This is a genomic window from Dietzia sp. DQ11-38-2 (assembly GCF_014145055.1).
Classification (GTDB): domain Bacteria; phylum Actinomycetota; class Actinomycetes; order Mycobacteriales; family Mycobacteriaceae; genus Dietzia.
Genome location: NZ_JAALDW010000053.1, coordinates 1 through 14,061, shown reverse-complemented (window position 1 = coordinate 14,061; position 14,061 = coordinate 1). Strand labels below are relative to the sequence as shown.

Genomic DNA, 14,061 nt, shown 5'->3' with positions numbered 1-14,061 from the left:
CACCCGGTGGACCGGGCCGCGGACCAGCGCTCCACCCGAGAGCACCACCGCGTCGTCCGCCCAGGCCCAGGCGAGGTCGACATCGTGCGTGGCCATGAGGATCGCCGCCCCCGCGGCACGGAGTGACTCCAGCGCCGCGAGCAGGTCCTCACAGGAGAGCGGGTCGAGCCCGGCCGTCGGTTCGTCGAGCAGCAGGACGCGGGGCCGCATCGCCAGCGCACCCGCCAGGGCCACCCTCTTGCGCTGCCCGAAGGACAGGTGGTGGGGGACGCGGTCGGCGAGGTCGGTGATCGCCAGCGCCGCCAGGGCCTCGTCGACCCGATCGGCCACCTCGGCCCGATCCAATCCGAGGTTCACCGGGCCGAAGGACACGTCGGCCCGCACGGTCGTGGCGAAGATCTGGTCGTCGGGTTCCTGGAGCACCATCTGCACCGACTGCCGCAGGCGGGTGCGGTCGGCGCGGCGGTCACGGACCCGCTCCCCGTCCAGCTCCAGCTCCCCGGCATCGAGGCGGTTCAGGCCCACGAGCAGCCGCATCAGCGTCGTCTTGCCGCTGCCGTTACCACCGAGCAGCGCCAACCTCGCCCCGGCGGGGATCGTCAGGTCGGCGCCGTCGAGCACGGTGTGGGTGTGGTCTCCGAGGGCGTCGAGACGCCGGTAGGAGAAACGGGCGCCGCGCAGCGCGAGGACGGTCACGTGAGGACCCCCAGTATCGAGACGGACGCGAGAACCAGACAGATGACGAGCACGCGGGTGGCCGAGATCGGGTCCGTCTCGGCGAGCACCGCGGTCTCGCCGCGCTCGGCGCGCATGGACATGGCGTCGTCGATCGCCCGTGCCCGCCTGACGGACAGGACGAAGACCGAGGCGAACTGCGTCCCGACAGAGGTGATCGCGGCCCGGGCGGTGCGGTGTCCGAGCCTGAGATCGTGGGACTGCCGCAGCGTGCGGGCGGCGTCGATGAGCAGCCCCATGAGACGGTAGGTGGTGTCGACGACGTGAGCCAGCGGGGCGGGCAGTCCGGCCCGCCGGCCAGCGGCCAGGAGGTCGGCGACGGGCGTGGTGCACGCCAGGGTGATGGTGGCGGCCGTCGCGGCGATCGCCCTGGTCACGGTCCGCAAGGCGGTGTCGACCCCGGCCGGATCCACCACGAGGCGCCACTCCGTCAGGTCTAGGAAGAGCGGACCGGTTCCCAGGACCAGGAACGCGACGGGCGCGAGCAACGCCGCGACATAGATCCTGGCGGGGACGCGGGCCAGCACCAGTGCGCAGAAGCAGCAGACGGCCAGGATCGCCACGTGACCCACTGGTGGCGGCACCAGCAGTGCCGCCACCAGCAGACCGCCGAAGAGCAGCAGCTTCTCGACTACCGGGAGGTCCGACCAGCGGTTGTGGGACGCCGCGAGCTCGAGTGGGTTCACCTGGCGCCCGGTCTGTCAGTGTCCGGTCGAACCCGTGGCCGCCGCCGACGGGGTCGCCCCGCCCGGCACGCTCTCCCGACGCTGCCTGCTGCGTGTCCGCAGGACGCCGAGCCCGTAACCCACGATCCCGCCGCCGATCCCGGCCTGGAGGGCGAACACCCCCGATTCGACCTCCCCCGGCAGCTCGGGCAGAAGCGGCTCGAACCACGGCTCGTAGTCAGGAGAGACCTCGCTGATGGCCCCTTCGGCCTGCCCGTCCGCACCCTCGAACTCACCGCCCGCCCCGGCGCCGTAGACCAGGGACAGCACCGTGATCGCGAACGCGACGGCGACCAGTCCCACCAACACCCACACGCTGACGTGCTTCCTCCCGCTCATCGCACCGTCTCCGTGGCCTCGACCCGATCGGTACGATCCCCGGGATCCGCGACGGTTCCCGCGTCGGCGAGTCGCGCCCTCCGGAAGAAGCCCACCAGGTCGAGCTCGCGGGAGGCGATGCGCAGGAGCACGCTGACGATCACCACGACGATCAGAGCCTCGACGATCGCCAGCGGGATCTGGGTGATCGCGAAGACGGCGAGGAACTCGGCCATCGAGTACCACAGGCCGTGCTCGACGCTCGGGAACGCCAGTGCGAGCTGGGCACTGGTGACGAGATACGTCACCAGGTCGGCGAGGAACGCGGCGACGAAGACCGCGCCGAGCAGTGGTACCGCGACCCGTCGACACAGGACGAAGGCGCCGTAGGCGACCCACGGCCCGGCGACCCCCATGGAGAACACGTTCGCGCCGAGGGTGGTGACGCCCCCGTGCGCGAGCAGCAGCGCCTGGAAGATCAGGACGACGGTGGCGACGAAGGCCATGACCGGGGGCCGGAAGATGATCGTCCCCAGGCCGGTGCCGGTGGGGTGCGAGCTGGACCCCGTCACCGACGGGAGCTTGACGGCCGACATGACGAACGTGAACGCCCCGGCCACGCCGAGCAGGACGCCCGCCTCCGGAGTCCGGCGGACCGTCCTGATGACCTCGCGCGCGCCGTGGATCACGAACGGTGCCGCGACCGCCGTCCATGCCAGGGCGTGCACGGAGGGGAGGAAACCCTCTGCGATATGCATTTGTCTGAGACCTTTCTGCCCGTCACCTCGCGGGCACTCGTGGTGGCAGCCACGGCCGGTCTCCTGGCTCACGGGTTCTCCCGGTCCACCCCAGAAGGGATACACCGGATCGCCGCCGGTCCGCCTTCCCACCCACACGACGCGTGCGAGCAGTGGCACAGAGGACCTGCGACATCAATCCGTTCACAGTGGCGAGGGCCGCCCCGGTCTCACACCGGGTTCCCGAGCACCGCAGCTGAGCAGATCCTAGCCCCCTCCCGGGCGCCGGCTCAGTACCGCACCGACTGGGCGTCCGAGACCAGACACATGCCACCGACGGACTTCAGAAGGGGGCGCAGCGACCGGAGGACCTCGTCGATCCGGTCGGGGTCGACCGCCACGAGCACGAAGGTGTTGTCGAAGGTGGAGAAGGGGTCCCCCCCGCGCTCACCGTGCTGGCCCCGCCCGTAGATCCCCGGGATCACGGTGCGATGGGTCAGGCCCAGCGAATCCAACGCGCCGAGGAACCTCCCGGCGACCCCGGATTCCACCACCAGTTCGATCCGTTTGACGTCTCTCATGGGATCTCCTCGCCTCAGGCGCCCAGGTGCTGGGCGACGGTGTAGTAGAGCGGAATGCCGAGGACGATGTTGAACGGGAACGTCACGGCAAGGGCCATTGTGAAGTACCGGGACGGCCGCGCTTCGGGGATCGCGTAGCGCACCACGGCCGGGACGACGATGTAGGACCCGCTCGCCGCGAGCACGGCGAGCATGGTCAGGTCGCCGACCGGGAGCCCGGCCAGTGCACCCAGGGCCAGCGCCATCGACGCTCCGATCAGGGGCATCACGATGCCGAACCCGATCAGGAACGGGCCCACGTCGCGGACCTCGCGGAGTTGACGGGCGACGAGCAGGCCCATCTCGAGCAGGAAGAAGGCCAGCAGGCCCTTGAACATGTCGTTGACGAACGGGGACATGGACTCGCCGGCGTCGGCCCCCACCATGGTGCCGATCACGAGCGACCCGATCAGCAGCAGGTGCGCGCCGTCGGTGAACGCCTCGTGCAGGATCGCCCGCATCGACAGGGGTGCCCCCGACGCGGGACCGGGGGCTCCGGCCCCCGCGTCGCCCGCCATCTGAGCTGAGCGTTGACGTGACCGGGCCCAGGTGGCGAGAAGCACCGCCATGATGATCGCGGGCGATTCCATCAGCACCAGGGCGACCGTCATGTACCCGCCGGGTTCCTCGCCACGGGCGGTCACGAACTGCGTCGCGGCGATGAACGTCACCGCGCTGACCGACCCGTAGGTGGCGGCGATGGCGGCCGCATCGAACTCGTTCACTCTGCGCCGCAGGACCAGGAAGCCCAGCGCAGGGATCACCAGGGCCAGGAGCAGAGCGATGCCGATCACCGCCGCGGCGCGGCCGGTCAGACCGGTCTCGCGGAGAGCCTGGCCGCCCTTGAACCCGATCGCCATCAGCAGGTAGAGCGACAGGAACTTGGTGACGGGGGCCGGTATCTCCAGATTGGAGCGCACCGCGGCGACGAACAGCCCCAGGAAGAAGAACAGGATCGGCGGGTCCGTGAGGCTGCCGAGAATGCTGAGGTCCACTGCGTGTCTCCTGATCAGTCCGGAGCCCGGTCGCCGCGACGCGGGACGACCGGAACCCCGTGGTGGCGCGCGATCCGCTGCCCCGACGTGGTAACAGGACGAACAATACACGATTTCTATTGCCTGTTTTATGATGGGCTAAATCTGTGTCGTGTGTCACGCGCACCTCTCCCCCAAGGGCCGAGCCTCTCCCGCACCGCGAAGGGACGCCCCCGTGCCGTGCCCACATGCGTACAGGGATTCGCGTAAGGCAACATGGCACTCGGAAGTCGTCGGTGACGGCCGGATGTAGACGGGGTGACGCAGTGGCGGAGTGGACGTTTCTCACCAACCACGCCCACGTCCTGCTGTGCATCGCGCAGGATTCCGAGACGCGACTGCGCGACATCGCCGACGCGGTCGGGATCACCGAGCGGGCCACCCAGCGGATCGTGGCCGAGCTGGAGGAGGCCGGGTACCTCCAGCGCATCCGGGACGGGCGCCGTAACCGCTACAGCCTGAACCGGGACCTGCCGCTGCGCCATCCGCTCGAGCGGGACCACATGGTGGGGGAGATCCTCAGTGTGCTGGGAGCCCCACGGACGCACGCGGCCCACGGGGACGAATGACGCCGCGTCGCGGCGCCGGTTCGGCGGCTCGGGCAGACTGGCCGGATGTTGCTGACGATCACCGCCCGCCGCTCCGAGGCGCTCCCCACGCCGGGTGATCTGGGTTTCCTGCTGCACAAGCACCCCGACAAGGTGCAATCCTTCGGCGTGTACGCGGGCACGGCGCACGTGTTCTACCCCGAGGTCAGCACGGAGTCGTGCACTGCCGCGGTGCTGCTGGAAGTCGAGGCGGTCGCTCTGGTCCGCGGACGATCCGGGCGCGCGGACGCCTTCGCACTGGGTCACTACGTCAACGACCGCCCGTACGTGGCGTCCTCGCTGCTGGCGGTGGCGATGGGAAAGGTGTTCCGGTCAGCGCTCAACGGACAGTGTGTCGGCTACGAGGACCTGGTCGAGGCTCCCCTGGATCTGACGATCTCTCTGCCGACGGTGCCCGGTGAACCCGACCTGGTGCGCCGGTTGTTCGCGCCACTGGGATGGGACATCCAGGCCGAGTCGATCGCGTTCGACGCCACCCGCCCCCAGTGGGGCGCGGCGCCGCTGGTGGGTCTGACGCTGACCGGGTCCGTGCGCCTGACGGACGCCCTCAGTCACCTGTATGTCCTGCTCCCCGTCCTTGATGCGGCCAAGCACTACTGGGTGGGCCAGGACGAGGTCGACAAGCTGTTGCGTGCCGGTGACCGGTGGTTGCCCGGGCACCCGGAGCGGGATCTGGTGACGCACCGCTACCTGGCCGGCCAGCGGGATCTTCGCGAGAGCGCCCTGGCCCGTCTCGCCGAACTGGACGACCGCGCCGCAGAGAGCACCCCGGACGCCGCTGCCTCGGATGCTGCCGCCGCCCCTCGTCCCCTGGTCAGTCTGCGTCACGACGCGGTACTGGAGGTGGTCCGCGACCTGGCGCCGGTGTCGATCGCCGATATGGGCTGTGGTTCAGGCGCCCTACTGGGCGGCCTGCTCAAAGTCCGGGGTGTGGCACGCGTGATCGGCACGGAGGTCTCGGACTTCGCCTTGTCCAAGGCCGCCACGCGGTTGCACGTGGACTCGATGACCGAACGCCAGGCTGACCGCCTATCCCTCCTACGCTCCTCACTGATGTACGAGGACGAGCGACTGGCCGATCTCGACATGGCGATCCTGATGGAGGTGATCGAGCACGTCGATCCCGACCGTCTGCCGGCTGTAGTGCGCAACGTGTTCGGCGCGATGCATCCCCGGCACGTGGTGATCACCACGCCCAACGTCGAGTACAACGTTCACTACCCGGCGCTGGCCACAGGAGGCTTCCGGCACCCTGACCATCGGTTCGAGTGGACGCGGGAGCAGTTCCAGTCCTGGGCCCACACCGTGGCTGGCGCCCACGGTTACCAGGTGGAATTCCGTCCCGTGGGCGAGCCCGACGGGCAGGTCGGGCCGCCGACCCAGATGGCCGTGTTCAGCCAGTCCGCCCCAGTGGAGGTGTCCGCATGAGTGAGCTGTCCATCCCGGAACTGTCCCTGGTCCTGCTCATCGGCGCCAGCGGCTCCGGCAAATCGACCTTCGCGGCGACTCACTTCGCCCCGACAGAGGTGATCTCCAGCGACGACTGCCGGGCGATGGTCTGCGACGACCCCAATGCCCAGGACGCCACCGTGGATGGATTCGCGGTGCTGGAGTTCATCGCCGGCAAGCGCCTGGCACGCGGGCTGCTGACTGTGATCGACGCGACCAACGTGCAACCGGCGGCCCGTAAGTCCCTGCTGGCCCTGGCCAAGGAGCACGACGTGTTGGCCACCGCCATCGTGCTCGACCTGCCCACCTCGGTGGCAGTGGAGCGCAACGCGGCCCGGGCGGATCGCGAATTCGGCGCCCGGGTGATCAAGCGCCAGCAGGAGCAGCTGCGCCGCTCGATGCGCGGGCTGAAGAAGGAGGGGTTCCGCTCCATCCACGTGCTGGATTCGGAACAGGTGGTGGCCGAGGCGACGATTGTGCGGACCCGGTTGTTCAACGACCGCCGCGACGACCACGGCCCGTTCGATGTGATCGGAGATGTCCACGGGTGCCGCGCCGAGCTGGAGGAGTTGCTCGAGTCGCTGGGTTACGCCCTGGAGAGGGACCAGGCAGGCCGGGCGGTCGACGCGCACCACCCTGAGTCGCGGCGCGTGGTGTTGGTGGGTGACCTGGTCGACCGAGGCCCCGACTCTCCGGGAGTGCTGAGGCTGGCGATGGGTATGGTTGAGTCCGGCAACGCCCTGTGCGTCTCGGGTAACCACGAAGCCAAGCTGGCCAAGGCGCTGGGGCGGGGGACGGTCAAGGCCACCCATGGTCTGCAACAGACCCTCGACCAGTTGGCGGCAGAAGACGGCTCGTTCGTCGCCAGGACACGCGCGTTCTGTGACGGCCTCGTGGCGCACTACGTTCTGGACGACGGCAACCTCGTCGTGGCACACGCCGGCCTGAAGGAGAAGTACCACGGTCGCGCATCCGGGCGGGTACGTGCTTTTGCCCTGTATGGAGACACCAGCGGCGAGACCGATGAGTTCGGCCTGCCCGTCCGGTATCCGTGGGCCGAGGAGTACCGCGGGTCGGCGACAGTGCTGTACGGGCACACCCCCGTCACCGAGACCGAGTGGGTCAACAACACGATGTGCCTGGACACCGGGTGCGTGTTCGGCGGGTCCCTGACGGCGCTGCGCTACCCGGAACGCCAGACTGTCTCAGTGCCCGCCCAGGACACCTACTACGAGCCGATCCGGCCCCCGGCGCCGCCCGAGCGGGATCCCGCGACCCTGAAGCTGACCGACGTGCTGGGACCCCGGGTGATCGAGACCCGCTACATGGGACGGGTGTCAATGCGTGACGAGAACGCGGCCGGGGCTCTGGAGGTGATGAGCCGCTTCGCCGTCGACCCGGAGCAGCTCATCTACCTCCCACCAACCATGTCGCCTGTCGACAGCTCCCCACGCGACGACCTCCTCGAACACCCCGATCAGGCATTCGACCACTTCGCCGCGCAGGGTGTCGACCGGGTGATCTGCGAGGAGAAGCACATGGGTTCCCGCGCCGTCGTGCGCGTCACCAACCAGGGCGGCGGGGTCGTTCATTCCCGCACCGGTCGTGCGTTCCTTCCGGACGATCAGCAGTCGGTCGTCCTGCAACGGATCGCTCGCGCGGCCACAGTCGCCGGGGTGTGGGAAGACCTGGGCGCCACCTGGCTGCTGCTCGATACCGAGATCCTGCCGTGGACACTCAAAGCCGAACCGATGATCCGTGACCAGTACGCCGCCGTGGGTGCCGCCGCCACCACCGCCCTCCCCGCCGCTATCCACGCGCTCGACGCCGCCGCCCACCGCGGCATCGACGTGGGGACCCTGCTGGACCGGACGCGCTCCCGGGCGGACAATGCCGAGAGGTTCGTCGAGGCTTACCGGCGCTACATCCGACCGGTCGAGGGCGACCTCGGCCTGCAGATCGCGCCGTTCCAGCTCGTGGCCAGCGACGCCGATACCTACGAGACCCGGGACCATCACTGGCACCTCGCTCTGGCGGACCGGCTCGTCGCCGCCGACCCGGAGCTGTTCCGTACCACCCGGCGCCTCGACATCGATCTGGCCGACGACCGTTCGCGTGCTGCGGGGTCGGCGTGGTGGGACGATCTCACCTCAACCGGCGGTGAGGGCATGGTCGTCAAGCCACTGGCCAACCTCACCCGAGGAAAGAAGGGCCTGGTCCAACCCGGACTCAAGGTCCGCGGACGTGAGTACCTGCGCATCATCTACGGCGCCGACTACACCACCCCGGCGACGCTGGTTGGCCTCAAGAATCGATCGCTCGGCCAGAAGCGCTCCATGGCGCTGCGGGAGTACGCGCTCGGCCTCGAAGGGGCACGCCGGGCCGCGGCCGGTGAACCGATCTGGCGTGTTCACCAGTGCGTCTTCGGCGTCCTGGCCATGGAATCCGAACCCGTGGACCCGCGGCTGTGACCAGACGTCTGCTCTCCGATCTCATCGGACCGGAGTAGTCGGGCGCGCAGGCCGCCGACCGACGAGAGTCGACCGTGAAGGGAGCGGCCATGATCGAGATTCTCAACCGCCTCGTCGACGAGATCGAAGGACGCCTCGGTGAGGAGTTCGACGTCGACGCGATCGCCGGCGAGATGGGGACGACCGGGTATCACGCCCGTCGGATGTTCTCGTCCCTCGCGGGGATGCCGGTGTCCGAGTACGTCCGTCGTCGACGCATGACCGTTGCCGCGTCCGACGTGATCGGCGACGAGGACCTGTTGACGATCGCCGTGCGGTACGGGTACGGCTCGACCGAGGCCTTCGGTCGAGCGTTCCGTGCCGTCCACGGCGTGAGCCATGGAGACGTTCGACGTGATGGCGGCCCCCTTCGCAGCCAACCGCAGCTCAGGTTCCGCCTGACCGTCGAAGGGAGTCATCCCATGGATGCCCGAATCCTCACTCACCACGAATTCCGCCTGATCGGCCACGCCGCCCGGGTGCCGTTGAACCATGAAGGCGTCAACGCGCACATCGAGCGCCACATCGCTTCTCTGCCCGCTTCCGAGCACGACCGCCTTAAGCTCCTCAGCGGCACCGAGCCCTCGGGACTGTTGCAGGTCAGCGCCGACGTCGACCCGGGCTACGAGGAGGGCAGCGAACTGACTTACCTCCACGGCGTGGCGGTCGCCGTCGGTGCCGACGTTCCCGACGATCTCGACGTGATCGACGTGCCCGCAGGGGCGTGGGTGGTCTTCCGAACCTCCGGGCCGCATCCAGCGGCCCTGCAGGAGGCGTACGCGGCGTCCGCGACAGAGTGGTTCCCCTCCAATCCGTGGAGGTTGCGCCCCGGACCGTCGATCGTGTCGGTACTCGACCGCGCTCCGGACTTCAGTTCGGCGACCTGCGAACTCTGGTTCCCGGTCGAGCGCGCCTGACCCTGGTGCGGGCGGCCGCAGAGCGCTCACTCTCCCGACGGTATCCGTTGACCCGCCTGATACTGCTCGAGCTGGCCGGCGATGGTCGCGCGGAGCCACCGGGCGAAACGCTCGTCGGTCCATCCCCGCTCCCGGACGAAATACCTGTGCGTGTCGGGCCCGGTCAGGTGGCCGAGCACGTCGGCGAACTCAGACACCCGGTCCTGGGGAAGTAACCCGCGTCCGACGAACCACCCACTGCCCAGGTGGAGGTCCTCTATCCGCCGTGTCTCGCTCCGACGGACCGCCTCGGCGATCTCGGGATCGGAGTCGCTGGCCAGGATGGCCGCATGCCACAAGTCGATGATCCGACCGTTGGCGGCGACGATGAAGTCCACGTAGCGACCCAACGCGCGCTCGGTGTCGGGGTCGGCCATGATCGCCTGGAACTCCGGCCGGGCGAGTATCGAGACGGCTCCCTCCTCCCCGGAGAACCCCCGCTCGAGAATCGCCATCATCAACGACGCCTTGGACCCGGCCTGGTACACCGACTGCACCGAGACACCGGCGCGACGGGCGACCTCCCGGAGAGTGGTCCGGGAATAACCGTGTCGCACGAACAGCGACTCGGCGGCGTCCAGGATTCGCCCGCGGGTCAGTGCGGCGGTCTGGGCCCGACGGCTCATCTCGTACTTGCGCGAACTCATGGATCGGCCCCTGTCTCGGACTTCATCTCACCAGTCTCGTTCATGGCCTTCCCAAAGATTGGATGTAGCGCTACTCTACTCAAATCTTCTCGCATCCACGCGGCGGAGACTGCATGCGAAGGAGCGACGATGGCAGCACAGGGCCTCATCGTTGTGTGCGCTACCCCCATGGGTGGCCACGTCGGGCCCCTCACGGCCGTCGGCGGGCACCTGGTCTCCCAGGGGTGGCGGGTGGTGATGATCACCGGGTCCCGGTTCGCCCACCAGGTCACCGCCGCCGGCCTCGAGCACGTCGCCCTGTCCGGGGTGGCGGACTTCGACGAGAAGGACCCGTCGACCTTCACCCCCCACCTCGACAGGTATCGAGGCCTGAGGCTGTCGAGGTACCAGGTGGAGCAGACGTTCATCCAGCCCATCACCGCACAGGCGGCGACGCTGGCGCAGGTGCTCGCCGAGAACGAGGTCTCTGCTGTCCTCACCGACGGCACCTTCGCAGGGACACTCCCCCTGATCTCCCGCGACCCCGGCTCCAGACCTCCGGTCATCGGACTCGGGGTGATGCCGCTCGCACAGACCAGTTGCGACGTGGCGCCCACCAACAGCGGACTACCGCATATGGCCGGACCACTCGGCAGACTGCGCAACCGCCTGGCCCACCGGATGGTCCGCCATGTGCTCTTCCGTGCCACCCAGCGACTCGCGCGCCACCGCATAGAGCAGGCCGGAGGGAGACTGGAGGGGTTCGTTCTGGACTTCTCCGCACAGTGCGACAGGTTTCTCCAGTTGGGGCCGGCCGAGTTCGAGTACGCGCGCCGCGATCTGGCGCCCACTACCGCGTTCGCCGGCCCGGTCACCGCCCGGCGGAGCCGGCCGATCCCCCAGCCCACGTGGTGGGCCGAGATGCTCGCCGACCCGCGACCGGTCGTCCACGTCACGCAGGGCACCCTCGACAACCACGACCTCACCCAACTAATCGAGCCCGCGCTCGAGGCCCTTGCGGATTCGCCGGTCCAGATCGTCGTCACCACAGGCGGCGCCCCCGCCGACGAGCTCGTCCGGATCGCGCCCGAGAACGCCCGGATCGCCGAATACCTCGACTACGAGGAGCTCCTGCCGCGGACCTGGATCATGGTCACCAACGGAGGTTTCGGCGGCGTCATGACCGCACTCCGGCACGGCGTGCCGCTGGTCGTGGCACCTGGAGGCGAGGACAAGCCGGAGGTGGCCGCGAGAGTCGGCCACTTCCGGGTCGGGATCAACCTGAAAGCCCGCCGTCCCGCGCCACGGGCCCTCCGGGACGCCGTCGACGCAGTCCTCTCCGACACCACCTTCGCCGACTCCGCGTCCGCCATGCGCGATGCCATCGCCACCTACGACCCGTTCGCGGTGATCGACACCGAACTCCGACACCTCATCCAGCAGCCCCCGACCGACCCACCCGCCCACGCGATATCCGCCCCGGACACCGACGCACCAGACACCGCCGCACCAGACACCGAGGAGAACCTGACATGAGCGACACCCGCGCAGTGATCGACCAGCACATCACCGCCTTCAATGACCGCACCCCCGACGCCGAACCGTGGGCCGACGCGGCCGAGATGGTCACCCCCGGCGGAACCTTCACGGGACGCGAGGGCGTCCTGGGATTCCTGGCCGTCTTCCAGCAGGCGTTCTCCGACGGCACCCTGCGCATCCATTCAGCGGTCATCGACGGCGGCGACGCCTCCGTCGAGGGCAGCTTCGAGGGAACTCACGACGGCATCCTCCAGAGCCCCGCGGGACCTGTCGAGGCCACCGGGAGGCCAGTCACCTTCCGGTGGAGCGCCACCTACCGCGTCGAGGGCGACCGGCTCATGTCCGAGCACCTCTACTTCGACCAGTTCGACTTCCTCGGACAACTCGGCCTCCTGCCGGGTTGATTCCCAGCCGCGGCGACGGGCCGGCCGTCGACCCGGCGACCGTCTGGCCCGGAGAGGTACCCGACTGCCCACCCCGGCACGGCGGGGGTACACCTTCACCGGGTGGTACACCTCTCCGGACTCCGATACCCTCATCGACCCCCGTTCTCCCCTCACCGCCGACATCACGGCCCACGCAGGGTGGCGAGCCGTCGAGACCCCAGCTAGTCCCTCCACCCCGGTTTGGACCTCTCTCGCCGGAGGCGGTCTCGGTGACTACCTCCCACTGGCCCTCCAGCCGAACTGATCTCCTACCGCCACGACCCTGCACCGGAAGGCCACCGAGATGAACCGCACCCCCCGCCGCACCGGGCGGCGTCTACCCGCCGTCCTCGGCGCAGCCATGGCCCTCGGCTTGGTGACCGCGACGGCCCACGCCGACCCTGCCCGCAGCATCTCGGCCACCGCGGAGCCCACGCCCGGCAGCGACACCGTCACCCTGCGCCTGGTCTCGAACTTCGTCGAGCCCTTTGCCTGCTTCTACTCCATCAACCCCGCTGGCGAGTCGGCACCGTCAAACCTGTGGACGGACAACCCCTCCGCCATCGTGCCAGCCGCGTACAGCGCCCCGTGGAATCTCTCGGAGGTCACCTACACTCACCACCTCTCCGACGGCGAGTACTCGGTGTACTGGCAGTGCTACGGCAACGGCGCGACGAACATCGCGCGTTTCGGCAACGTCGCCAGCCCCCTGACCCCGGCGCCTACCGCGGAACCACTGACCTTCTCGATCGACACCAGCCCCCCACCACCGGCCGACCCGGAGTGCCAGGGCAGCGCCTGCCTCCTCCCCCTGATCGGCGAGCTTCTCGACGCTCTACCCCGAGATCCCGCGGTGCCGGGCGCGGCAGGGTCGGTCGGCTGACCGCGCATCGGCTCACCGGCCCGGGCCGGACCACGCCTGTGCGGTCTGCTCGATCACAGTCCGCCACGGGGTCGGGGAGACGCCGAAAGTGTTGGTGGTCTCCGACCCGTCGGCGACGAAAGGGCCGTCGAACTGGTACAACACACTATTGACCTCGCGCAGCAGTGGGACGACCATCCCCCCGGCGCGGAGGACCGGCCGCGGCACACGGCGCACCCGCGGTGGGGCCGCCCCAGCCGCCTCGGCAAGGTCGTTCAGGACCTCCCGAACGGTTCTGGGCGCGTTCGACGGAACGATCCACGCAGACCCCCAGGCCCGCTCGTCCCGGCCCAGCGCCTCGAGGGTGGCGGCCACGTCCTCGATCGCGGTCCATGTGTGAGGGTGGTCGGGGTCGGCGAACACGGCTGCGGTCTTCCCGGCCAGAGTCGCCCGGCCGTAGCGGGCGATCAGGCCGCTCTCCGCAGGGACGGAGGGGCCGATGTAGTCCGAGGACCGGGCCTCTGCCGTGCGCACCCGCCCCGCTCGGTGCGCGGCCAGGGCGTCCTCCCACATCCGCGCGCGCAGCGCCCCCTTGTGGTCGACGGGATCGAGCGGGGTGTGCCTGGTCATGGGTTCATGCACCACCCCGTAGCCGTAGAGGTTGCTCGCCGTGACGAGCACCGCGCCCGTCTCCTCCGCGGTGCGCAGGAGCGACGCCGCCAGCGGCGGCCACTTCTCTTCCCACACCGGATACGGGCCGGGATTCGCACAGTTGTAGAGCACCGCCGCCCCGGCCGCCTGGGCGCTGAGGGCCGCGCTGTCGGAGGCGTCGACCGCCACCGCGTCGACGCCGGGGGTAGCGGTGCTGCGTCCGGAGCGGGTCGCCAGTCGGACGCGGTGCCCCGTGGCCGCCAGCC

Annotated in this window: 15 protein-coding genes and 1 riboswitch; of the genes, 7 read left to right on the top strand and 8 right to left on the bottom strand. The window is 69.4% G+C overall.

The window, feature by feature from the left end:
- From G6026_RS02400 to G6026_RS02375, 6 genes are all read right to left on the bottom strand, one after another.
- A partial coding sequence (locus tag G6026_RS02400) for an ATP-binding cassette domain-containing protein (protein WP_182612156.1) occupies positions 1–696 on the bottom strand: 696 nt, incomplete at its 3' end.
- A complete protein-coding gene (locus G6026_RS02395) occupies positions 693–1,421 on the bottom strand; it encodes a CbiQ family ECF transporter T component (protein WP_182612155.1) in 729 nt (242 codons plus the stop codon). The genes G6026_RS02395 and G6026_RS02400, both read right to left, overlap by 4 nt.
- 15 nt (positions 1,422–1,436) lie before the next feature.
- Positions 1,437–1,799 carry an energy-coupling factor ABC transporter substrate-binding protein gene (locus G6026_RS02390; protein WP_182612154.1) on the bottom strand — a complete coding sequence of 121 codons (363 nt, stop codon included), beginning with the start codon at positions 1,797–1,799 and terminating at the stop codon, positions 1,437–1,439.
- On the bottom strand, positions 1,796–2,536 hold the full coding sequence (locus G6026_RS02385; protein ID WP_182612153.1) for an energy-coupling factor ABC transporter permease: 741 nt from the start codon (positions 2,534–2,536) through the stop codon (positions 1,796–1,798). The genes G6026_RS02390 and G6026_RS02385 overlap by 4 nt, the downstream gene beginning before the upstream one ends.
- A gap of 35 nt (positions 2,537–2,571) precedes the next feature.
- A riboswitch (cobalamin riboswitch) is annotated at positions 2,572–2,785 on the bottom strand.
- 20 nt (positions 2,786–2,805) lie between these two features.
- A complete protein-coding gene (locus tag G6026_RS02380) occupies positions 2,806–3,096 on the bottom strand; it encodes a transcriptional regulator (RefSeq protein ID WP_107755376.1) in 291 nt (96 codons plus the stop codon).
- 14 nt (positions 3,097–3,110) lie between these two features.
- On the bottom strand, positions 3,111–4,130 hold the full coding sequence (locus G6026_RS02375; protein ID WP_107755375.1) for a sodium-dependent bicarbonate transport family permease: 1,020 nt from the start codon (positions 4,128–4,130) through the stop codon (positions 3,111–3,113).
- 305 nt (positions 4,131–4,435) lie between these two features.
- Here G6026_RS02375 and G6026_RS02370 point away from each other — a divergent pair, with 305 nt between their 5' ends.
- From G6026_RS02370 to G6026_RS02355, 4 genes are all read left to right on the top strand, one after another.
- The gene (locus G6026_RS02370) at positions 4,436–4,738 is read left to right on the top strand and encodes a winged helix-turn-helix domain-containing protein (RefSeq protein WP_182612152.1); all 303 of its coding nucleotides are present in this window, start codon (positions 4,436–4,438) and stop codon (positions 4,736–4,738) included.
- Between the two features lie 45 nt (positions 4,739–4,783).
- A complete protein-coding gene (locus G6026_RS02365) occupies positions 4,784–6,205 on the top strand; it encodes a 3' terminal RNA ribose 2'-O-methyltransferase Hen1 (RefSeq protein WP_182612151.1) in 1,422 nt (473 codons plus the stop codon).
- Positions 6,202–8,697 (top strand): polynucleotide kinase-phosphatase, encoded by a 2,496-nt coding sequence (locus G6026_RS02360; RefSeq protein WP_182612150.1) that lies wholly within the window; start codon positions 6,202–6,204, stop codon positions 8,695–8,697. Before G6026_RS02365 ends, G6026_RS02360 begins: the two co-directional genes overlap by 4 nt.
- A gap of 89 nt (positions 8,698–8,786) precedes the next feature.
- The gene (locus G6026_RS02355; protein ID WP_182612149.1) at positions 8,787–9,653 is read left to right on the top strand and encodes an AraC family transcriptional regulator; all 867 of its coding nucleotides are present in this window, start codon (positions 8,787–8,789) and stop codon (positions 9,651–9,653) included.
- Between the two features lie 26 nt (positions 9,654–9,679).
- On the opposite strand, the gene G6026_RS02350 is transcribed toward G6026_RS02355, so the two are convergent.
- Positions 9,680–10,339: a TetR/AcrR family transcriptional regulator gene (locus tag G6026_RS02350; RefSeq protein ID WP_182612148.1), complete on the bottom strand. Its 660-nt coding sequence runs from the start codon at positions 10,337–10,339 to the stop codon at positions 9,680–9,682.
- A gap of 129 nt (positions 10,340–10,468) precedes the next feature.
- On the opposite strand from G6026_RS02350, the gene G6026_RS02345 reads away from it, so the two are divergent.
- The 3 genes from G6026_RS02345 to G6026_RS02330 all read left to right on the top strand — a co-directional run bounded on the left by G6026_RS02345 (position 10,469) and on the right by G6026_RS02330 (position 13,165).
- Positions 10,469–11,854 carry a nucleotide disphospho-sugar-binding domain-containing protein gene (locus G6026_RS02345; RefSeq protein ID WP_182612147.1) on the top strand — a complete coding sequence of 462 codons (1,386 nt, stop codon included), beginning with the start codon at positions 10,469–10,471 and terminating at the stop codon, positions 11,852–11,854.
- The gene (locus tag G6026_RS02340; RefSeq protein WP_107755369.1) at positions 11,851–12,261 is read left to right on the top strand and encodes a nuclear transport factor 2 family protein; all 411 of its coding nucleotides are present in this window, start codon (positions 11,851–11,853) and stop codon (positions 12,259–12,261) included. Before G6026_RS02345 ends, G6026_RS02340 begins: the two co-directional genes overlap by 4 nt.
- Positions 12,262–12,586: 325 nt before the next feature.
- Entirely contained in the window at positions 12,587–13,165 is a 579-nt protein-coding gene (locus G6026_RS02330) for a hypothetical protein (RefSeq protein ID WP_182612146.1), read from the top strand.
- A 12-nt stretch (positions 13,166–13,177) separates the two neighbouring features.
- Here the strand turns inward: G6026_RS02330 and G6026_RS02325 are convergent.
- Positions 13,178–14,061 (bottom strand): NAD-dependent epimerase (locus G6026_RS02325; protein ID WP_182612145.1); only part of this gene is annotated, 884 nt, incomplete at its 5' end.

What these genes read in the sequence shown, in the direction of transcription:
- G6026_RS02390 (WP_182612154.1), bottom strand. Translation starts at nt 1,799, where the DNA reads ATGAGCGGGAGGAAGCACGTCAGCGTGTGGGTGTTGGTGGGACTGGTC.
- G6026_RS02385 (WP_182612153.1), bottom strand. Translation starts at nt 2,536, where the DNA reads ATGCATATCGCAGAGGGTTTCCTCCCCTCCGTGCACGCCCTGGCATGG.
- G6026_RS02380 (WP_107755376.1), bottom strand. Translation starts at nt 3,096, where the DNA reads ATGAGAGACGTCAAACGGATCGAACTGGTGGTGGAATCCGGGGTCGCC.
- G6026_RS02365 (WP_182612151.1), top strand. Translation starts at nt 4,784, where the DNA reads ATGTTGCTGACGATCACCGCCCGCCGCTCCGAGGCGCTCCCCACGCCG.
- G6026_RS02360 (WP_182612150.1), top strand. Translation starts at nt 6,202, where the DNA reads ATGAGTGAGCTGTCCATCCCGGAACTGTCCCTGGTCCTGCTCATCGGC.
- G6026_RS02355 (WP_182612149.1), top strand. Translation starts at nt 8,787, where the DNA reads ATGATCGAGATTCTCAACCGCCTCGTCGACGAGATCGAAGGACGCCTC.
- G6026_RS02350 (WP_182612148.1), bottom strand. Translation starts at nt 10,339, where the DNA reads ATGAGTTCGCGCAAGTACGAGATGAGCCGTCGGGCCCAGACCGCCGCA.
- G6026_RS02345 (WP_182612147.1), top strand. Translation starts at nt 10,469, where the DNA reads ATGGCAGCACAGGGCCTCATCGTTGTGTGCGCTACCCCCATGGGTGGC.
- G6026_RS02340 (WP_107755369.1), top strand. Translation starts at nt 11,851, where the DNA reads ATGAGCGACACCCGCGCAGTGATCGACCAGCACATCACCGCCTTCAAT.
- G6026_RS02330 (WP_182612146.1), top strand. Translation starts at nt 12,587, where the DNA reads ATGAACCGCACCCCCCGCCGCACCGGGCGGCGTCTACCCGCCGTCCTC.